The 14,561-nt window shown below is 65.8% G+C and carries 10 protein-coding genes and 1 pseudogene; 9 read left to right on the top strand and 2 right to left on the bottom strand.

The window, feature by feature from the left end; genetic code table 11:
* The 8 genes and pseudogenes from M1B34_RS04505 to M1B34_RS04470 all read left to right on the top strand — a co-directional run.
* Window positions 1-190: pseudogene (locus M1B34_RS04505) on the top strand (ABC transporter permease); the annotation flags it as partial.
* Window positions 191-382: 192 nt separating this feature from the next.
* Complete coding sequence (locus tag M1B34_RS04500) at window positions 383-1,303, top strand: LysR family transcriptional regulator (RefSeq protein WP_123328834.1); 921 nt, start codon at window positions 383-385, stop codon at window positions 1,301-1,303.
* 326 nt (window positions 1,304-1,629) lie between these two features.
* Entirely contained in the window at window positions 1,630-3,171 is a 1,542-nt protein-coding gene (locus M1B34_RS04495) for an MFS transporter (RefSeq protein WP_123328835.1), read from the top strand.
* Window positions 3,172-3,196: 25 nt separating this feature from the next.
* Window positions 3,197-4,267: an HlyD family secretion protein gene (locus tag M1B34_RS04490; RefSeq protein ID WP_268264540.1), complete on the top strand. Its 1,071-nt coding sequence runs from the start codon at window positions 3,197-3,199 to the stop codon at window positions 4,265-4,267.
* Window positions 4,264-5,733, top strand: a complete 1,470-nt coding sequence (locus tag M1B34_RS04485) for an efflux transporter outer membrane subunit (RefSeq protein WP_268264539.1) — start codon at window positions 4,264-4,266, stop codon at window positions 5,731-5,733. The genes M1B34_RS04490 and M1B34_RS04485 overlap by 4 nt, the downstream gene beginning before the upstream one ends.
* Window positions 5,734-5,805: 72 nt before the next feature.
* Entirely contained in the window at window positions 5,806-6,315 is a 510-nt protein-coding gene (locus M1B34_RS04480) for a sigma-70 family RNA polymerase sigma factor (protein ID WP_123328838.1), read from the top strand.
* Window positions 6,312-7,268, top strand: a complete 957-nt coding sequence (locus tag M1B34_RS04475) for a FecR domain-containing protein (protein ID WP_123328839.1) — start codon at window positions 6,312-6,314, stop codon at window positions 7,266-7,268. Before M1B34_RS04480 ends, M1B34_RS04475 begins: the two co-directional genes overlap by 4 nt.
* 101 nt (window positions 7,269-7,369) lie before the next feature.
* The gene (locus M1B34_RS04470; RefSeq protein ID WP_268264538.1) at window positions 7,370-9,832 is read left to right on the top strand and encodes a TonB-dependent siderophore receptor; all 2,463 of its coding nucleotides are present in this window, start codon (window positions 7,370-7,372) and stop codon (window positions 9,830-9,832) included.
* A 6-nt stretch (window positions 9,833-9,838) separates the two neighbouring features.
* Here the strand turns inward: M1B34_RS04470 and M1B34_RS04465 are convergent, their stop codons facing one another.
* Window positions 9,839-10,555, bottom strand: a complete 717-nt coding sequence (locus M1B34_RS04465) for a DUF3142 domain-containing protein (protein WP_425273491.1) — start codon at window positions 10,553-10,555, stop codon at window positions 9,839-9,841.
* A 3-nt stretch (window positions 10,556-10,558) separates the two neighbouring features.
* Window positions 10,559-12,730 (bottom strand): PA5441 family protein, encoded by a 2,172-nt coding sequence (locus M1B34_RS04460; RefSeq protein ID WP_268264537.1) that lies wholly within the window; start codon window positions 12,728-12,730, stop codon window positions 10,559-10,561.
* Window positions 12,731-12,940: 210 nt separating this feature from the next.
* Between M1B34_RS04460 and M1B34_RS04455 the strand changes: the two genes are divergently transcribed.
* On the top strand, window positions 12,941-14,545 hold the full coding sequence (locus M1B34_RS04455; protein ID WP_268264536.1) for a glycosyltransferase family 39 protein: 1,605 nt from the start codon (window positions 12,941-12,943) through the stop codon (window positions 14,543-14,545).
* Window positions 14,546-14,561: the final 16 nt, after the last annotated feature.

Raw genomic sequence — 14,561 nt, 5'->3', positions numbered from 1 at the left:
ACTGGTGTTCGGCGCCACCAGTGGCAAGGGCGGCCTGGGCTGGTACATCTTCCAGAACCGCAACGAGCTCTACACCGACAAAGTCTTCGCCGGGCTGGCGGTGGTGATCCTCATCGGCCTGCTGGTGGAAAACCTGGTGTTCGACACCTTGGAGCGCGTCACCGTCAAACGCTGGGGCATGCAGCGCTGAACGGCCCCCCACCGGACTCACCCCCAACCGTAGGAGCTGGCTTGCCAGCGAAGGCGTCCTCCAGGTTTGCATCCGGCTCGGGGGCCTGTTCGCCGGCAAGCCGGCTCCTACGGTCATGGCAGCCCTCTTTCTGAGCCACAAGCCTGCTAGCATTGCGTCCGGATCATTCCCGATCAGCCACGAGTGCTCAGCATGCAACTCCCGGACATGAACCTTCTGGTGGCCCTCGACGCCTTGCTCGACGAGGGCAGCGTGGTCGGCGCCGCACGGCGCATGAACCTCAGCCCAGCGGCCATGAGCCGCACCCTGACCCGCATCCGCGAGGCCCTGGGCGACCCGATCCTGGTGCGCGCCGGCCGTGGCCTGGTGCCCACGCCCAAGGCCCTGGAGCTGCGCAGCCAGGTGCGGGACGTGGTGGAGCAGGCGGCGCTGGTGTTTCGCTCGGCGGACCAGGTGGACCTGCATGCCCTGCAGCGTCGCTTCAACGTGCGTGCCAACGACTTTTTCGTCGGCGTCTACGGCGGGCGGCTGATCGACACCCTGGAGCGTCAGGCACCGCTGTGCGAGCTGCGCTTCGTCCCCGAAGGCGACGCCGATGACGAGGCCCTGCGCGAAGGCCGCATTGACTTGCACATCAGCAACACCCGGCCGCTGACCCCGGAAGTGAAGGTGCAGAACCTGTTTTCCACCCACTTCGTCGGCCTGGTCCGTGACGATCACCCGCTGCTGGACGAAGAGATCAACGCCGAGCGCTTTGCCGCTTATCCCCATATCAGCATGTCGCGACGCGGCATCGCGCGCGGGCCCATCGACGCTGCCCTGGCCGAACTCGGCCTGCAACGCCGGGTGCCGCTGATTGCCCCGAGTTTTCATGCCGCGATGTTTATGCTGCCCGACTCGGACCTGATCCTGCCGGTGCCCAAGGAAACCCTGCTCAGCGTGACTCGCCTAGGCTTGCGCCTGCGGGCCTTTACCCTGCCCATCGCCCTGCCGACCCTGATGCTGACCACTGCCTGGCACCCGCGCTACGACAAAGACCCGGCCCACAAATGGTTCCGCGAAACCCTGCGCACCTGCTGCCAGGAAACCTGGCACGAAGCCCAACCCACCTGAGCCCCGCCCGCCCTCTCTGGCACTTTCCGTAGGAGCCGGCGTGCCGGCGATAGCGGTCTTGCGGACGCCATCGCTGGCAAGCCAGCTCCTACAGCCCTCTCGGGCTTGCCCATCCTTTCTCCGGTACCGCGATCGTCTTCCCGTAGGAGCCGGCTTGCCGGCGATAGCGATCTTGCGGACGCCATCGCTGGCAAGCCAGAACCTACAGTGGGGGGGCGGGGTAATTGTTGCGTCTGGTGCACTTATAAGCTGTCGATAAGTCAGTTTTCGTCAGCAGTGGCGCTTCTTAAAATGCTTCGGTATTTCCAAGCCGGAGTCATCCCTTCATGAGTTCCCTCGCCGCCGCGCCCGCTTCCCTGGAAGCCGCGAGCAAGCCGGCCGTCATCGCCCCGCCGACCTTCGGCCCGCGCATCATCATTGGCCTGGTGGGCGTGTTGCTGGCGGTGCTGGTGTCCGGCTTGAACGAGATGGTGACCAAGATCGCCCTGGCGGATATCCGTGGTGCCCTCGCCATCGGCTATGACGAAGGCACTTGGCTGGTGGCCAGTTATACCGCCACTTCGGTGGCCGCCATGGCCTTTGCACCCTGGTGCGGGGTGACCTTTTCCCTGCGCCGCTTCACCCTCTGCGCCATTGGCCTGTTCACCCTGCTGGGGGTGTTGTGCCCCTTTGCCCCGGATTACCCAAGCCTGCTGCTGTTGCGCACCTTGCAGGGCCTGGCCGGTGGTGCGCTGCCGCCGATGCTGATGACCGTGGCCCTGCGTTTTCTGCCGCCCAACGTCAAGCTCTACGGCCTGGCCGGCTACGCCCTGACCGCCACCTTCGGCCCCAGCCTGGGCACCCCCCTGGCGGCGCTGTGGACCGAGTACGTGGGTTGGCAGTGGGCGTTCTGGCAAGTGGTGGCACCCTGTCTGTTGGCCATGGGCGCCGTGGCCTACGGCCTGCCCCAGGACCCGCTGCGCCTGGAGCGTTTCAAGCAGTTCAACTGGCGCGGCCTGCTGCTGGGGTTTCCGGCGATCTGCATGCTGGTGATCGGCATCCTCCAGGGCAATCGGCTGGACTGGTTCACCTCGCCGTTGATCAGCGTGTTGCTGGTCGGCGGCCTGGTGTTGCTGGTGCTGTTCCTGATCAACGAATGGTCGCAGCCGATCCCGTTCTTCAAGTTGCAGATGCTCGGCATCCGTAACCTGTCGTTTGCCCTGCTGACCCTGGCCGGGGTGCTGGTGGTGCTGACCGCGGTGATCATCATTCCCTCCAGCTACCTGGCTCAGGTTCAGGGTTACCGACCTCTGCAGACCGCGCCGGTGATGCTGGTCATGGCGCTGCCGCAGTTGATTGCCCTGCCGCTGGTGGCTGCCCTGTGCAACTTGCGCTGGGTCGATTGCCGCTGGGTGCTGGGCATCGGGTTGGCGATGCTGGTGCTGTCGTGCCTGGGCGGTACGCACCTGACCTCGGTGTGGATCCGCGACGATTTCTACGTCCTGCAACTGCTGCAGATCTTTGGCCAGCCCATGGCGGTGCTGCCGCTGCTGATGCTCGCCACGGGCAGCATCCAGCCGATCGAGGGGCCGTTTGCCTCGGCCTGGTTCAACACCGTGAAGGGCCTGTCGGCGGTGATCGCCACCGGCGTGCTGGACGTGCTCACCACCCACCGCCTGCATTTCCACTCGACCATGCTGGTGGACCGCCTGGGCAACTCCCCCCTGGCCGCCGGCGATGCTGCAGGGTTGGCCCAGCGCCTGCACCGGCAGGCCGTGGTGCTGACCTCGGCCGATCTCTACCTGTGCATGGCCGGCATTGCGGCGGTGCTGATCCTGTTGATTTTCTGGCTGCCGACGCGGGTCTATCCACCGCGCGCACCGACTTGAACGCTCACTGAGACGGAAGGTTTTTATGACAACCCAAAACACACACAAAGTGGCCATTGCCGTCGGCGCGCTGGTGGCTGTCGGCGCGCTGCTCTATGGGCTGGTGCCGGGCCTGTTCGGCAAGGCGTCCGAACAACGCACCAACGACGCCTTCGTCGCCGCCGACTACACCCTGGTGGCGCCGCGGGTCGCGGGCTTTATCAAAGAGGTGCTGGTGGAGGACAACCAGCAGGTCAAGGCTGGGCAATTGCTGGCCTTGATCGACGACCGCGACCTGCGCGCCGCCGCCCAGGCCGCCGATGCCGAAACCCTGGTGGCCAAGGCCCAGTTGCTGAACACCCAGGCCACCCTGGAACGCCAGGTCTCGGTGATTGCCCAGGCCCAGGCCACCCTCGTGGCGGCCAAGGCCGAGCGCGACTTCGCCGAGCATGAACTGAACCGCTACAACCACCTGGCCGGTGTGGGCGCCGGCACGGTGCAGAACGCCCAGCAGGCGCGTACCCGCATCGACCAGGCCAATGCACGCCTGGCCAATGCCACGGCGGTGCTGGCGGCCGAGCGCAAGCAGGTGGACATCCTCAGTGCCCAGCGTGACGCTGCCGAAGGTGGCTTGAAGCGCGCCCAGGCGGCCCTGGAGATGGCCAGCTACGAGCTGTCCTACACGCGCATCGTGGCGCCGGTGGACGGCATGGTCGGTGAGCGCGCGGTGCGGGTGGGTGCCTACGTCACCCCGGGCAGCAAGATCCTCGCCGTGGTGCCCCTGGAGCAGGCCTACGTGGTGGCCAACTTCCAGGAAACCCAACTCACCGACATGCACGCCGGGCAAGCGGTGCAGGTGCAGGTCGACAGCCTCGGCGGCGAGACGCTGTCAGGCCATGTGCAAAGCCTGGCGCCGGCCACCGGGGTGACCTTCGCGGCGGTCAAGCCGGACAACGCCACGGGTAACTTCACCAAGGTGGTGCAGCGCATTCCGGTGAAAATCCTGCTGGACGCCAACCAACCGCTGACCGAGCGCCTGCGGGTGGGGATGTCGGTGGAGGCCCGGGTCGACACCCGTCGCGGCGCCGACAGTGCACGCGAGGTGACCCAGCGATGAACCCTGTACACGCCATGGGCGGGCGTCGCTCGCTGTTGTTGCTGAGTGTGCTGGCCCTGTCCGCCTGCAGCGTCGGCCCGGATTTCCAGCGCCCCGAAGGTCCGCAGGCCGGCCATTGGTCGATGCCGCAGCAGCAAGGTGCCAGCCAGGCCGTGCACGGCGCCATGCAGGAACGTTGGTGGGACGTGTTCCATGACGCCCAGCTCTCGGCCCTGAGCCGCCGGGTGCTGACCGATAACCTCGATCTGCAACTGGCCAGCAGCCGTTTGCAACAGAGCCGTGCAGCGCGCCAGGTGATCACCGCCGAGGAATACCCGAGCACCGCGGCCACTGGCGGTTATGCCCACAAGCGCAACAGCGCCGAGGGCCTGAACGACCCGTCGGGCAACAGCGGCAAGTCCGCCTTCAATCTGTGGGAAGCGGGCTTTTCGGCCTCCTGGGAACTGGACCTGTGGGGCCGGGTACGGCGCGAAACCGAAGCCGCCGACGCCAACCTGGAAGCGGCGGAAAACGATCGCCGTGGCGTGTTGTTGGCGGTGCTGGCGGAAACCGCCCAGGACTACATCCAGTTGCGTGGCGTGCAGAGCACCCGGGCCGTGACCGAGCAGAACCTGGACGTGGCGCGCCACAGCCTCAAGCTCTCCCAGCTGCGCCTGGCCGACGGCGTGGCCACTGACCTGGACGTGGCCGAAGCCGCCGCGCAAGTGGCGACCATCGAGGCGCGCCTGCCGGATTTGCAGCAGCGCCAGGCGCAACTGATCAACGCCCTGAGCCTGCTCATGGGGGAGGCGCCCCAGGCGCTGAATGCCGAGTTGGCGGCCGATGCGCCGGTGCCCCAGACCCCGCGCGAAGTGGCCATTGGCTTGCCGTCGCAACTGGCCGAGCGCCGCCCGGACATCCGCCAGGCCGAGGCGCGCTTGCATGCCGCCACTGCCAGCATCGGCGTGGCCAAGGGCGATTTCTATCCCCGCATCACCCTGTCGGGCAACCTCGGGACTCAGGCCCTGCAACTGGCGGATTTCGGCTCCTGGAGTTCACGTCAGTTCGGCATCGGCCCGCAGTTCAGCCTGCCGTTGTTCGACGGCGGACGCCTGCGCGGCATGCTGCAACTGCGTGAAGCCCAGCAGCAGGAAGCGGCCGTGGCCTATCAACAGACCGTGCTTCGGGCCTGGCATGAAATCGACGATCAACTGACCCGCTACAACGCCAACCAGTTGCGCCGCGACAGCCTCGCCGAAGCGGTGCGGCAGAACCGCATCGCCCTGAGCACCGCGCAACAGCAATACGTCGAAGGGGTGGTGGATTTCGTCAACGTGCTCACGGTGCAAGGCGCCTTGCTGACGACCCAGGAGCAATGGGTGGAAAGCTCTACCGCCGTGTCCCTGTCCATGGTCGGCCTGTACAAGGCGCTGGGTGGCGGCTGGGAGTCGGTGTACCCGTTGCAGGCGCCAGTGGCGGTTCGCTGAAAACGGGCTTTGCCTGGAAGTTGGCAAAAGTGTAATGATAATTGCTCTCAATCATGCACACGGTTCCCTTCCATGGCAGCAACCACTGACGGCAACGCTCAGGTCCAGCGTCTTTACCTTGACCACCATGGCTGGTTGCAGGGCTGGTTGCGCAAACGCCTGGGGGATCGCGAGCACGCGGCGGACGTGGCCCAGGACACGTTTCTGCGGCTCCTGGTTTCGGGGCGCTTTCCCGGGCCCCTGGAAAGCCGCAGCTACCTGGCGCAAATCGCCCGCAACCTGGTGATCGACCAATGGCGTCGGCTGCGCATCGAGCGGGCCTACCTGGAAAGCATCGCCCACTTGCCCGAACCGGAGTCGCCGTCCCTGGAGACCCGGGCACTGATCCTCGAAACCCTGATGCAGATCGACGCCATGCTCGACCGCATGCCGGACAAGGTGCGCCAGGCCTTTGTCCTGTCGCAGTTCGAGGGCCTGACCTACGCGCAGATCGCCGAGCGCCTGGGGGTGACCGTCAGCTCGGTGCAGAAGTACATGATTCGGGCGATCCAGGCTTGCTACCAGGTGGTCTACGAAGAATGAGAGCGACCCACGACGCGCCCATCGCCCCCGAAATCGTCGAGCAGGCCAGTGAATGGTTGATGCTGCATTGGGGCGGTGAACTCGATGATCAGCAACGCTTGGCGTTCGCCCGCTGGCAGACTGCTCACCCCGAGCATCAACGGGCCTGGCTGCGTCTGCAGCAACTGCAGCAGACCTTGGGTGACGTGCCCGCCGACAGCGCCCGGGTGGTGCTCAAGGCCTTGCCCGACCGCCAGCGCCGCTCGGCCCTGAAGTTGCTGGGGCTGCTGTTGGTGGCCGGTGGCAGCGGTTACCTGGTCCAAGGCAGCCAGCCGTGGCGCGCGGCGTTTGCCGGGCAGCACACCGCCACCGGGGAAATCCGCCACCTGACCTTGAGCGACGGCACCCGCCTGGACCTCAACAGCGACAGCGCCATTGACGTGCTCTACAGCGCCCGCGAACGGCGCATTCGGCTGATCCGTGGCGAGATCCAGCTCAACAGCGGCCAGGACCCGTCGCGGCCGCTGATTGTCGAGACCCCGGCCGGTGATATCCAGGCCCTGGGCACGCGCTTTACCGTGCGCGACCTGGAGGGCGGCACCCGGGTCGACCTCTACGAAGGTGCGTTGCGCATTAGCCCCCGGCAGGCGCCGGTGGTGGAGCTACAGGCCGGCAATCGGCTGTGGTTCAACGCCCATCAGGTGGGCGCCAGGCAGGCGCTGGACCCCAACGCCAGCAGTTGGAGCCAGGGGCGTTTGATCGCCGAGCGCCAGCCGCTGGGGCAGTTTATCGCCGAGCTTTCGCGCTACCGCGCCGGGGTGCTGCGCTGTGATGCGCAGGTGGCCAACCTGTTGCTGACCGGGGTGTTCCCCCTGGATGACCACGACGCGATTATCCAGGCCCTGGAGCGCTCGTTGCCGGTGCGCGCCCACGCCGTGACCCGCTATTGGGTGACCCTCAAGGCCCGGGGCTGAGAGCGGAAAAAATAATTCGCCTGGCCTTTGTCGGTTTTGCTGCCCCGCTCGGGATACCTCTTGAAAGTCGATCAAGACGCATTCTCATGGGGAGTTCCGGAATGCCTTACCACGCCACATCCACCACCCAGACCTTGAGCGCCGCCGTACGTCGTGGCCTGTTCCTCAGCCTGCTGGCCGTCGCTCCGGTGTTGCCGGGCCTGGCCCAGGCCGACACGGCCAGCCAGACCGAAGCGCGCCAGTACAACATCGCTGCCGGCAGCCTCGACCAAGTGCTGAACCGCTTCGCCAGTGCGGCGGGCATCCTGTTGTCGGTGGACGCGCAAATGACCGAAGGCAAGCGCAGCGACGGCCTGCAAGGGCGCTACGAGGTTGCCCAGGGTTTGCAGCGCGTGCTGGCGGGCAGCGGCTTGCAGGCCGTGCAGGCGGGTAACGGCTGGATGTTGCAACCTCAGGCCGCGGACGGTCCGCTGCAACTGGGCGCGACCCAGGTCAGCGCCGCCCAGGTGGAGGAGAGTGCCTGGGGGCCGGTGGCCGGCATTGTCGCCAAGCGCAGCGCCACCGGGAGCAAGACCGACTCGGCCCTGGTGGAAATTCCCCAGACCATCAACGTCGTCACGGCGAGCGAGATCAAAGCCCGAGGCGCTATGAGTGTGACCGAAGCCTTGCGCTATACGCCGGGCATGACCGGCGGCGGTTTTGCCGACCGGGTGAAGGTTTTCGATGAGCCGACTTCGCGCGGTTTCTCGCCGACCCCGTTGTACCTGGACGGCCTGCACCTGCCTTACGGCGGCGGCAGTACCGGCGGCGCCCTGCAGATCGATCCCTACACTCTGGAGCGCATCGAAGTGCTCAAGGGCCCGGCCTCGGTGCTGTACGGGCAGAACCAGCCCGGCGGGATCGTCAACATGGTCAGCAAGCGCCCCACCGAGACGCCGTTGCACCAAGTGGTGCTGGAAGCTGGCACCTACGACCACAAGAGCGTGTCCCTTGACCTGGGCGGGCCGCTGGACGAGCAAGGGCAGTTTCTTTATCGCCTCACCGGCCGGGTCACCGACAGCCAGTCGGAGGTCAATTACGCCGAGCAGAAACGTCAGCTCATCGCCCCCAGCCTGACCTGGCGGCCCAATGACGACACCAGCCTGACCCTGTTCGGCCAATACCAGAAAGACAATGACGTGCCTGAAGCCCAGGGGCTGCCGAGGATCGGCACCCTGGTGTCCACCGTCAACGGCAAGATCGACCGCGACCTGTTCCTTGGCGAGCCGGGGGTCAACGCTTATGACCGCGATCAGTTTGTCTTGGGCTACGAGCTGTCCCATCGTCTTGACGAGACCTGGACCCTCAAGCAGAACGCCCGCTACGCCGATGTCGACGACCACTTCCGTGCGCCTTTGCACGGCTACAGCTTTGTCGCCAACCCGGTGACGGGCGCCAACGATCAGCGCTACATGACCCGATATGGCGTGGACTGGAAGCAGCACAACCGAGTGCTGGGGGTGGATAACATCGCCCAGGCCGAGTTCGACACCGGGGCGCTGAAACATACCCTGCTGGTCGGCCTGGACTACTACCGCTTCAACTCCCAGTTCGCCGGCAAGTACGACCGCACCCCGCCGATCATCGACCTGTACACCCCGACCTACGGCCAGTCGTTGGACTTCACCGGCCTCTATCGCTGGGACAACACGGTGAACCAGACCGGCCTGTACGTGCAGGACCAGATCAAGCTCGATCGTTGGGTGCTGGTACTCGGCGGGCGCTACGACTGGGCCAAGACCGACAACGAAGTGGTGCTGGCCAAGACGCGCAGCGGCGGCAAGGATGAAGCCTTCAGCGGTCGTGCCGGCCTGGTCTACCTGTTCGATAACGGCCTGGCGCCCTTTGTCAGCTACTCGGAATCCTTCCTGCCGTTGAGTGGCACCGATGCCGATTTCAAAGCCTTCGAGCCGTCCACCGGCCGTCAGTATGAAGTGGGCATCAAGTACCAGCCGCCGGGGCAGGAGAGCTTTGTTCAAATATCGGCCTATCACCTGGACCAAGAGAACGTGCTGAATTCGATCCCGGGAACGATGTTCAGCGATCAGAGCGGCGCGGTGCGTTCCGTCGGCCTCGAGCTGGAAGGCAAGGCGGCCCTCAGCGAGGCCCTGGAAGTGATCGGCTCGTTGTCGCGCAACGACATCAAGTACACCAAGGATGATTCGGGTCGCCAGGGTCGCCACCCGGCCGGCAGCCCGCCGCTGACGGCGGCGCTCTGGGTCAACTACACCTTGCTGGGTGACACCCCGATGGCTGGTCTGGGTGCCGGGTTGGGCGCGCGCTATGTGCGCAGCAGCTATGGCACTGACTATGCGGGCGCGTTTCAGATTCCGTCCTACACGGTGCTGGATGCGGCGGTGACCTACGACTTGAGCAAATCGCCGTTGCAACTCAAGGGCGTGAAGTTGGCGCTCAACGTGAAGAACCTGGAAGACAAGACCTATGTCGACCTCTGCCGAAGTGACGTGGACTGCTACTACGGTGAAGGCCGGACCGTGCTGTCGAGCCTGACCTACGACTGGTAAGCGCGCTTATTGCGGGTTCAGCAGAAACACCACATAGCCCCTGAACCAGGGGCTATCGCGCAGGGCCTGGGGTTCTTGCCAGGCGCCGCCCTGCACCAGGCCGACCTTGTACGGCAGGCCCAGGCGATCCAGGCGCGGCAGGTAGGCGGCGTAATTGTGGATGCTGTGGCGGCCCTGGTAGGTCTGCACCACCACTTCATCGATCACCCCCTTGAGCTGGCTGATGGCTTGCGGGTCGCCGTGGCTGCCCCAGTCCATCAGGCCGGTGATGCTCAGGCGGTATTGCGCGGGCAGGCGCTGGCGCAGGTCCCGCAGGAAGTCGGCGTAGCGCTCCAGTTCGCGGGTGTTGGCGTCGAAGTCGATCTGCACCCCCACCACGGGGTTGCCTGCGGCTTGCCAACGCTCCACTTGCCCCAGCAATTGCTCATAGACCGCTTCTGGCCAGGCCAGGGTGTGGGCGCGATACACCACCCAGATGTCACCCTGGCGCAGGCGCGGCACCGAAACGCCCTGGGCGATCAGGCGCACGCCCTGTTCCGGGTGCCGACGTGACTGGCTGACTTGGCCCTGGAGGATGTACAGGGTCTTGGCCTGGGCCAGCACCGGCTGGGGCTGGACCCCGCTCCACAGCCAGAAGGCGTCGTGTTCGCGGGCGTCCACCGCGCCCTGGGCACCGACGGCGAGGCCCAGCCACAGCAGCAGGCAACAGCCGAGGCGCGTCATGGGCTACCAGTAGTAGCGCAGGGACTTGGCCCACTGGGTATCGCCCAGGCTGCCCTTGAGCTGTCGGAACCAGGCCTTGCGCACCGCCAGCTCGACCCCGGCACCGCCGCAGCGGTTGTTGCCCGAGGAGGCGTAGCAGTAGATGCCTCGGTACAGCGCATAGGCGCGGTCATTGCGCGGCGCCTTGGGGTTGTTGATCACTTGCTGATAGCCGTCGAGGCGCGAGAACACCTTGCCCTTGAAGGCCGAGGCGGTGCTGCCCAGGGTGCCGGCGTCGGGCTGTTGATCCAGCGGCATGCCGTCGAGGTCGTTGCGGCGGATGAAATCACCGAGGCAGTTCAGGCCCTGGGGGTTCTTCGGGTCGAGTTGCAAGGCCGCGGCGCTGGTGGCGATGTTCGGGCAGCGATAGCCGTCGTCCGGCTCTTCGCCATGCCAGCTGAACAGCGCCAGGCTGGGACCGTCGTTGTAGACGTAGCCCAGGTTGGCCCCGAGCTTTTCCTGGGGCAGTGGCGTGGGCAGGCGTTGCAGGTCTTCAGCGAACGCCGCGTATTGGCCGCGCATCAGGTCTTTGTAGAGCAGGACGAACAGGGCGCTGCTGCGCTCCACCGGGTCGCTGGCCTGTTCGGCCTGTTGCCGCAGCAGGTCGGCGCCCGCCACTTGGCGCAGCAGCAAGGCGCGCACCTGGGACGTGCCGATGGGCGAGTCGGCGGCAAACACTTTGGCCAGTTGCCCGCTGCGTTCGTAGTTCATCGCCAGGGCCAGTTCCAGCTGTTGCCGTTGCAGCGGCAGTGTGGCCAGGGGCAGCAGTTGCTGCCAGAGCTCGGCGGCGGCCTTCCAGTCTTGCTTGGCTTCCAGGGCCAGGCCACGCAGGGTATGTTGGCTGAAGGCCAGGTAATCAAGGCTGGCCGGCAGTTCGGCGGGCAGTTGTTTCAGCGTCGCGTCCGGCTTCTGCTCAACGTAAAAGCTGAAGGCCGCTTGCAGGTAGGCATACAGCACCGGCTGCTGGGCGAAGCTGGCCTGCTGTTCCAGCAGCGCGGCGCGGGTCAGGCTGGGTTCAGGCTGGCTGCGCATGGCCATCAGGTCTTTGACCGCCAGCAGCAGTGGCGCCTGCAACGGTTGCTTGGCGCTCATCAGCAGCTTGTTATCGACTTCCTCCACCAACTCATCCAGGGACTGGTTGCGCAGGTTGTCGTCCTTTTGTGCCAACTGCCAGGCGTAGTCCTTGGCCAGGGCCTCGGTGTTGCCGCTCAGCCAGTGGGTGCGCCGCAGCAAACCCTTGGCCGAGACGCTGTAGACGCCCTGGGGGTAGGCCTCGAGGTAGGCAACGAGGCCCGCTTCGGCCTGCTGCATGCCGCTCTGGTCCACCTGGTCTGCCTTCAGCCAGCCGTACTCGTCGAAGGCATTTTGCTGGGCCTGGTTCAGCAGGGTACGCGCGGCCATGTAGGACGCGGTTTCTTTCAGCCAGGGCTGGCTGCTGTCTTTGAGGGCGGTGAAGGCCTGGCTGGCCTCGGCAAACCGCCCGCTGTAGAAATCGGCAGCGCCTTGCAGGTAGGTGGCGAAGGCTTTGCCCGTGGCCGACTCGATGCCTGTCGGCAACAGCGCGCCTTGTTGGGCGGTGTCCCATTGGCAGGCGGTCAACAGATTGACCCGGCTTTGCGCCAGCGTGCGTTGTTCAGCCTGGGGCAGGTCGGCCTGGGTCACGTGCTCGACAAAGGCCAGGGCGCTGGTTTCGGAGTTGCTGCGGCAGCGGCTGCCTTCCCCGTAGAGGAATTGATCGCCGGCGTTCTCGTTGCTTTCCCGCCGCACCTGAAGGCCGGCCAACAAGGTGTTGAGCTGACCGTTGTCGGTGGGGGCGGACTCATTCTGCTCGCCATCGGCGGCCACCGGGCTCAGTCGCGACAGGTCAAAAGGCACCGGGCCGAAGCCTTGGGTCAGGTTGTCCTCGCTCAGCGCGCGGGGCGCCAGCGGCAAGGAGCCGAGGTCGGCCAGCAACAGGCGCAGGTTGACCCGGCTGTCGTTGCCCGGGTTGAGGGACACCAGGTTGCTGCACGCGTCGAGGCGGTTCTTGACCAGGCTCCACGTCGGGTAACAAATGTCGTCGGAACTGGCGTGGGCCTGGCTGCTCAGCAGGGAAGCCAATGCCAGGGTCAGGGAGGGCAGAAGACCGATACGCATGAATTGTCCTTAATCCGCACAGCGGTGAATTCGATGGGCCGAGAATGTGGCGAATCATACAGAAGCCAGGGCCGGGTCAGGGCGGCTGTCGCTGCGCTTTGTGATGGGATCGAGGCAGCGTTTTCCGGAACCGTGGGCAGACGGCTGGCCTTTGCGGTTTTTCCGGCAAAAGAAGATGCTGTGGCCCATGCCTGAGCGACGGGGGAACGGATGGAATTGCCTAGAGCAGCGGAACTGGCCGGTCGGCCGCTGGCGCTTCAGCCTCGGGGCTTCCAAGGGCTTTGGCGGCTGGCGCTCGACTATGGGCTGCTGCCGATCCTGGCGCTGGCGACGCTGACCCGCTGCTATGGCCTCACGGACGCGGCCATTTGGGGCGATGAAGGTTCCAGCCTGTTGCTCAGCCAGTATTCCCTCGGGGAGATCTGGTTCCACGCGGCTCACGATGTTCATCCACCGTTGTATTTCGTGGCGCTGCACGGCTGGGTCGAGCTGTTTGGCGACGGGATCTTTTCAGTCCGTCTGTTCAGTGCCTTGCCGGGCATCGTCACGGTCGGCCTGGGCGTGTGGCTGGTGGGGCTGCTGGCCACCCGACGTGCAGCGGTCCTTGCCGGCGTGCTCCTGGCGTTGCTGCCCACGGCGGTGCGCTACAGCCAGGAAGTGCGCATGTACGCCTTGCTCGGCGTGTGGCTGCTGGGGGCGACCATCGCCCTGGTGTATTGGCTGCGTCAGCCGCAACGCCAGCGCTACCTGGTGATGTACGGGTTGCTGATGAGCCTGGGGTTCTACACCCATTACTTCACCACCTTCTGCGTCTTGGCCCACTGGCTGTACCTGGCGATGATCCCGGGCTCCTTGACCCCGCGCCCGATCACCCGGCCCGGCTGGTGGCTGGCCAACGTGGGGATTGTCCTGCTGTTCCTGCCCTGGCTGCCGGGGCTGGTGGACCTGCTGCAGCACCTCGATCAGCTCAAGGCCAATGGCGATGTGGGCTGGGAACCGGCGGTCGACCTTGGGTCGTTGCCATCCATGGTCTGGCAGTTGCTGACCCAGGATGAGGGCGAAGGGCTACCCGGGCCGCTGTACCTGGGGTTGCCGTTGTCGATGCTGCTGGTGAGCGGCTGGGTGGCCTGGCGCGACGACTCGCCTCTGCGCCTGCAGCGTCTGTTGGTGAGCTACAGCCTGGTGCCGCTGCTGCTGATTTTTGCCGTGTCGTTCCTCTCGCCGGTGTTTATCGAACGCTACCTGACCGCCTATGCCCTGGGCCTGCCGCTGCTGGTCGCGATGGCTGTCGACGCCCTGCTGGAACGCCGCCGGTGGCTGGCCGTGGCCTTGCTGCTGGTGTTCCTCGGGGTCGAGGGCGTGGGGCTGAAGAACAACACCGAGGTGGACGTGAATGACCAGATCAATGTCATGGTCGAGCAGGTGAATGCGCAGTACCGGCCGGGGGACCGGATCGTCATCAGCGACCTGCTCTGGTACCTGAGTTACGTGTATTACAACCGCACCGGTGCCGAGCCGCTGCTGTATACGCCGCCCTTGCCCAACGGCCTGTCCAGCCGGCCCAACACCTATGGTTTCGGCACCCTGGTGGATCAGCAGGCGGACCACATCTATGTCGACCACCTGGCGTCACTGCCGACCGGCAGCGGCCGGGTCTGGCTGATCAGCACCGAGGACCAGCCGGATGAGTTCGCCCCGTTGCCAGCGGGCTGGCACGCCACCAATGAGTTTGCCGCGGGCAATGTGCGGGCGCGCTTGATGCTGATCTGCCCGGCGCCAGCGGTGCTCCGGGCCGGTGTCTGCCACGCCGGTTAAAGGGGCAGGGCGGCCC

Origin of the sequence: Pseudomonas morbosilactucae (assembly GCF_023241715.1) — a bacterium.
GTDB classification, from domain to species: domain Bacteria; phylum Pseudomonadota; class Gammaproteobacteria; order Pseudomonadales; family Pseudomonadaceae; genus Aquipseudomonas; species Aquipseudomonas morbosilactucae.
This window is presented reverse-complemented; position numbering and strand designations above follow the sequence as displayed.

Bases quoted from the DNA above. Each gene is read 5' to 3' on its own strand.
- M1B34_RS04500 (WP_123328834.1), top strand. From the start codon at position 383: ATGCAACTCCCGGACATGAACCTTCTGGTGGCCCTCGACGCCTTGCTC.
- M1B34_RS04495 (WP_123328835.1), top strand. From the start codon at position 1,630: ATGAGTTCCCTCGCCGCCGCGCCCGCTTCCCTGGAAGCCGCGAGCAAG.
- M1B34_RS04490 (WP_268264540.1), top strand. From the start codon at position 3,197: ATGACAACCCAAAACACACACAAAGTGGCCATTGCCGTCGGCGCGCTG.
- M1B34_RS04485 (WP_268264539.1), top strand. From the start codon at position 4,264: ATGAACCCTGTACACGCCATGGGCGGGCGTCGCTCGCTGTTGTTGCTG.
- M1B34_RS04480 (WP_123328838.1), top strand. From the start codon at position 5,806: ATGGCAGCAACCACTGACGGCAACGCTCAGGTCCAGCGTCTTTACCTT.
- M1B34_RS04475 (WP_123328839.1), top strand. From the start codon at position 6,312: ATGAGAGCGACCCACGACGCGCCCATCGCCCCCGAAATCGTCGAGCAG.
- M1B34_RS04470 (WP_268264538.1), top strand. From the start codon at position 7,370: ATGCCTTACCACGCCACATCCACCACCCAGACCTTGAGCGCCGCCGTA.
- M1B34_RS04465 (WP_425273491.1), bottom strand. From the start codon at position 10,555: ATGACGCGCCTCGGCTGTTGCCTGCTGCTGTGGCTGGGCCTCGCCGTC.
- M1B34_RS04460 (WP_268264537.1), bottom strand. From the start codon at position 12,730: ATGCGTATCGGTCTTCTGCCCTCCCTGACCCTGGCATTGGCTTCCCTG.
- M1B34_RS04455 (WP_268264536.1), top strand. From the start codon at position 12,941: ATGGAATTGCCTAGAGCAGCGGAACTGGCCGGTCGGCCGCTGGCGCTT.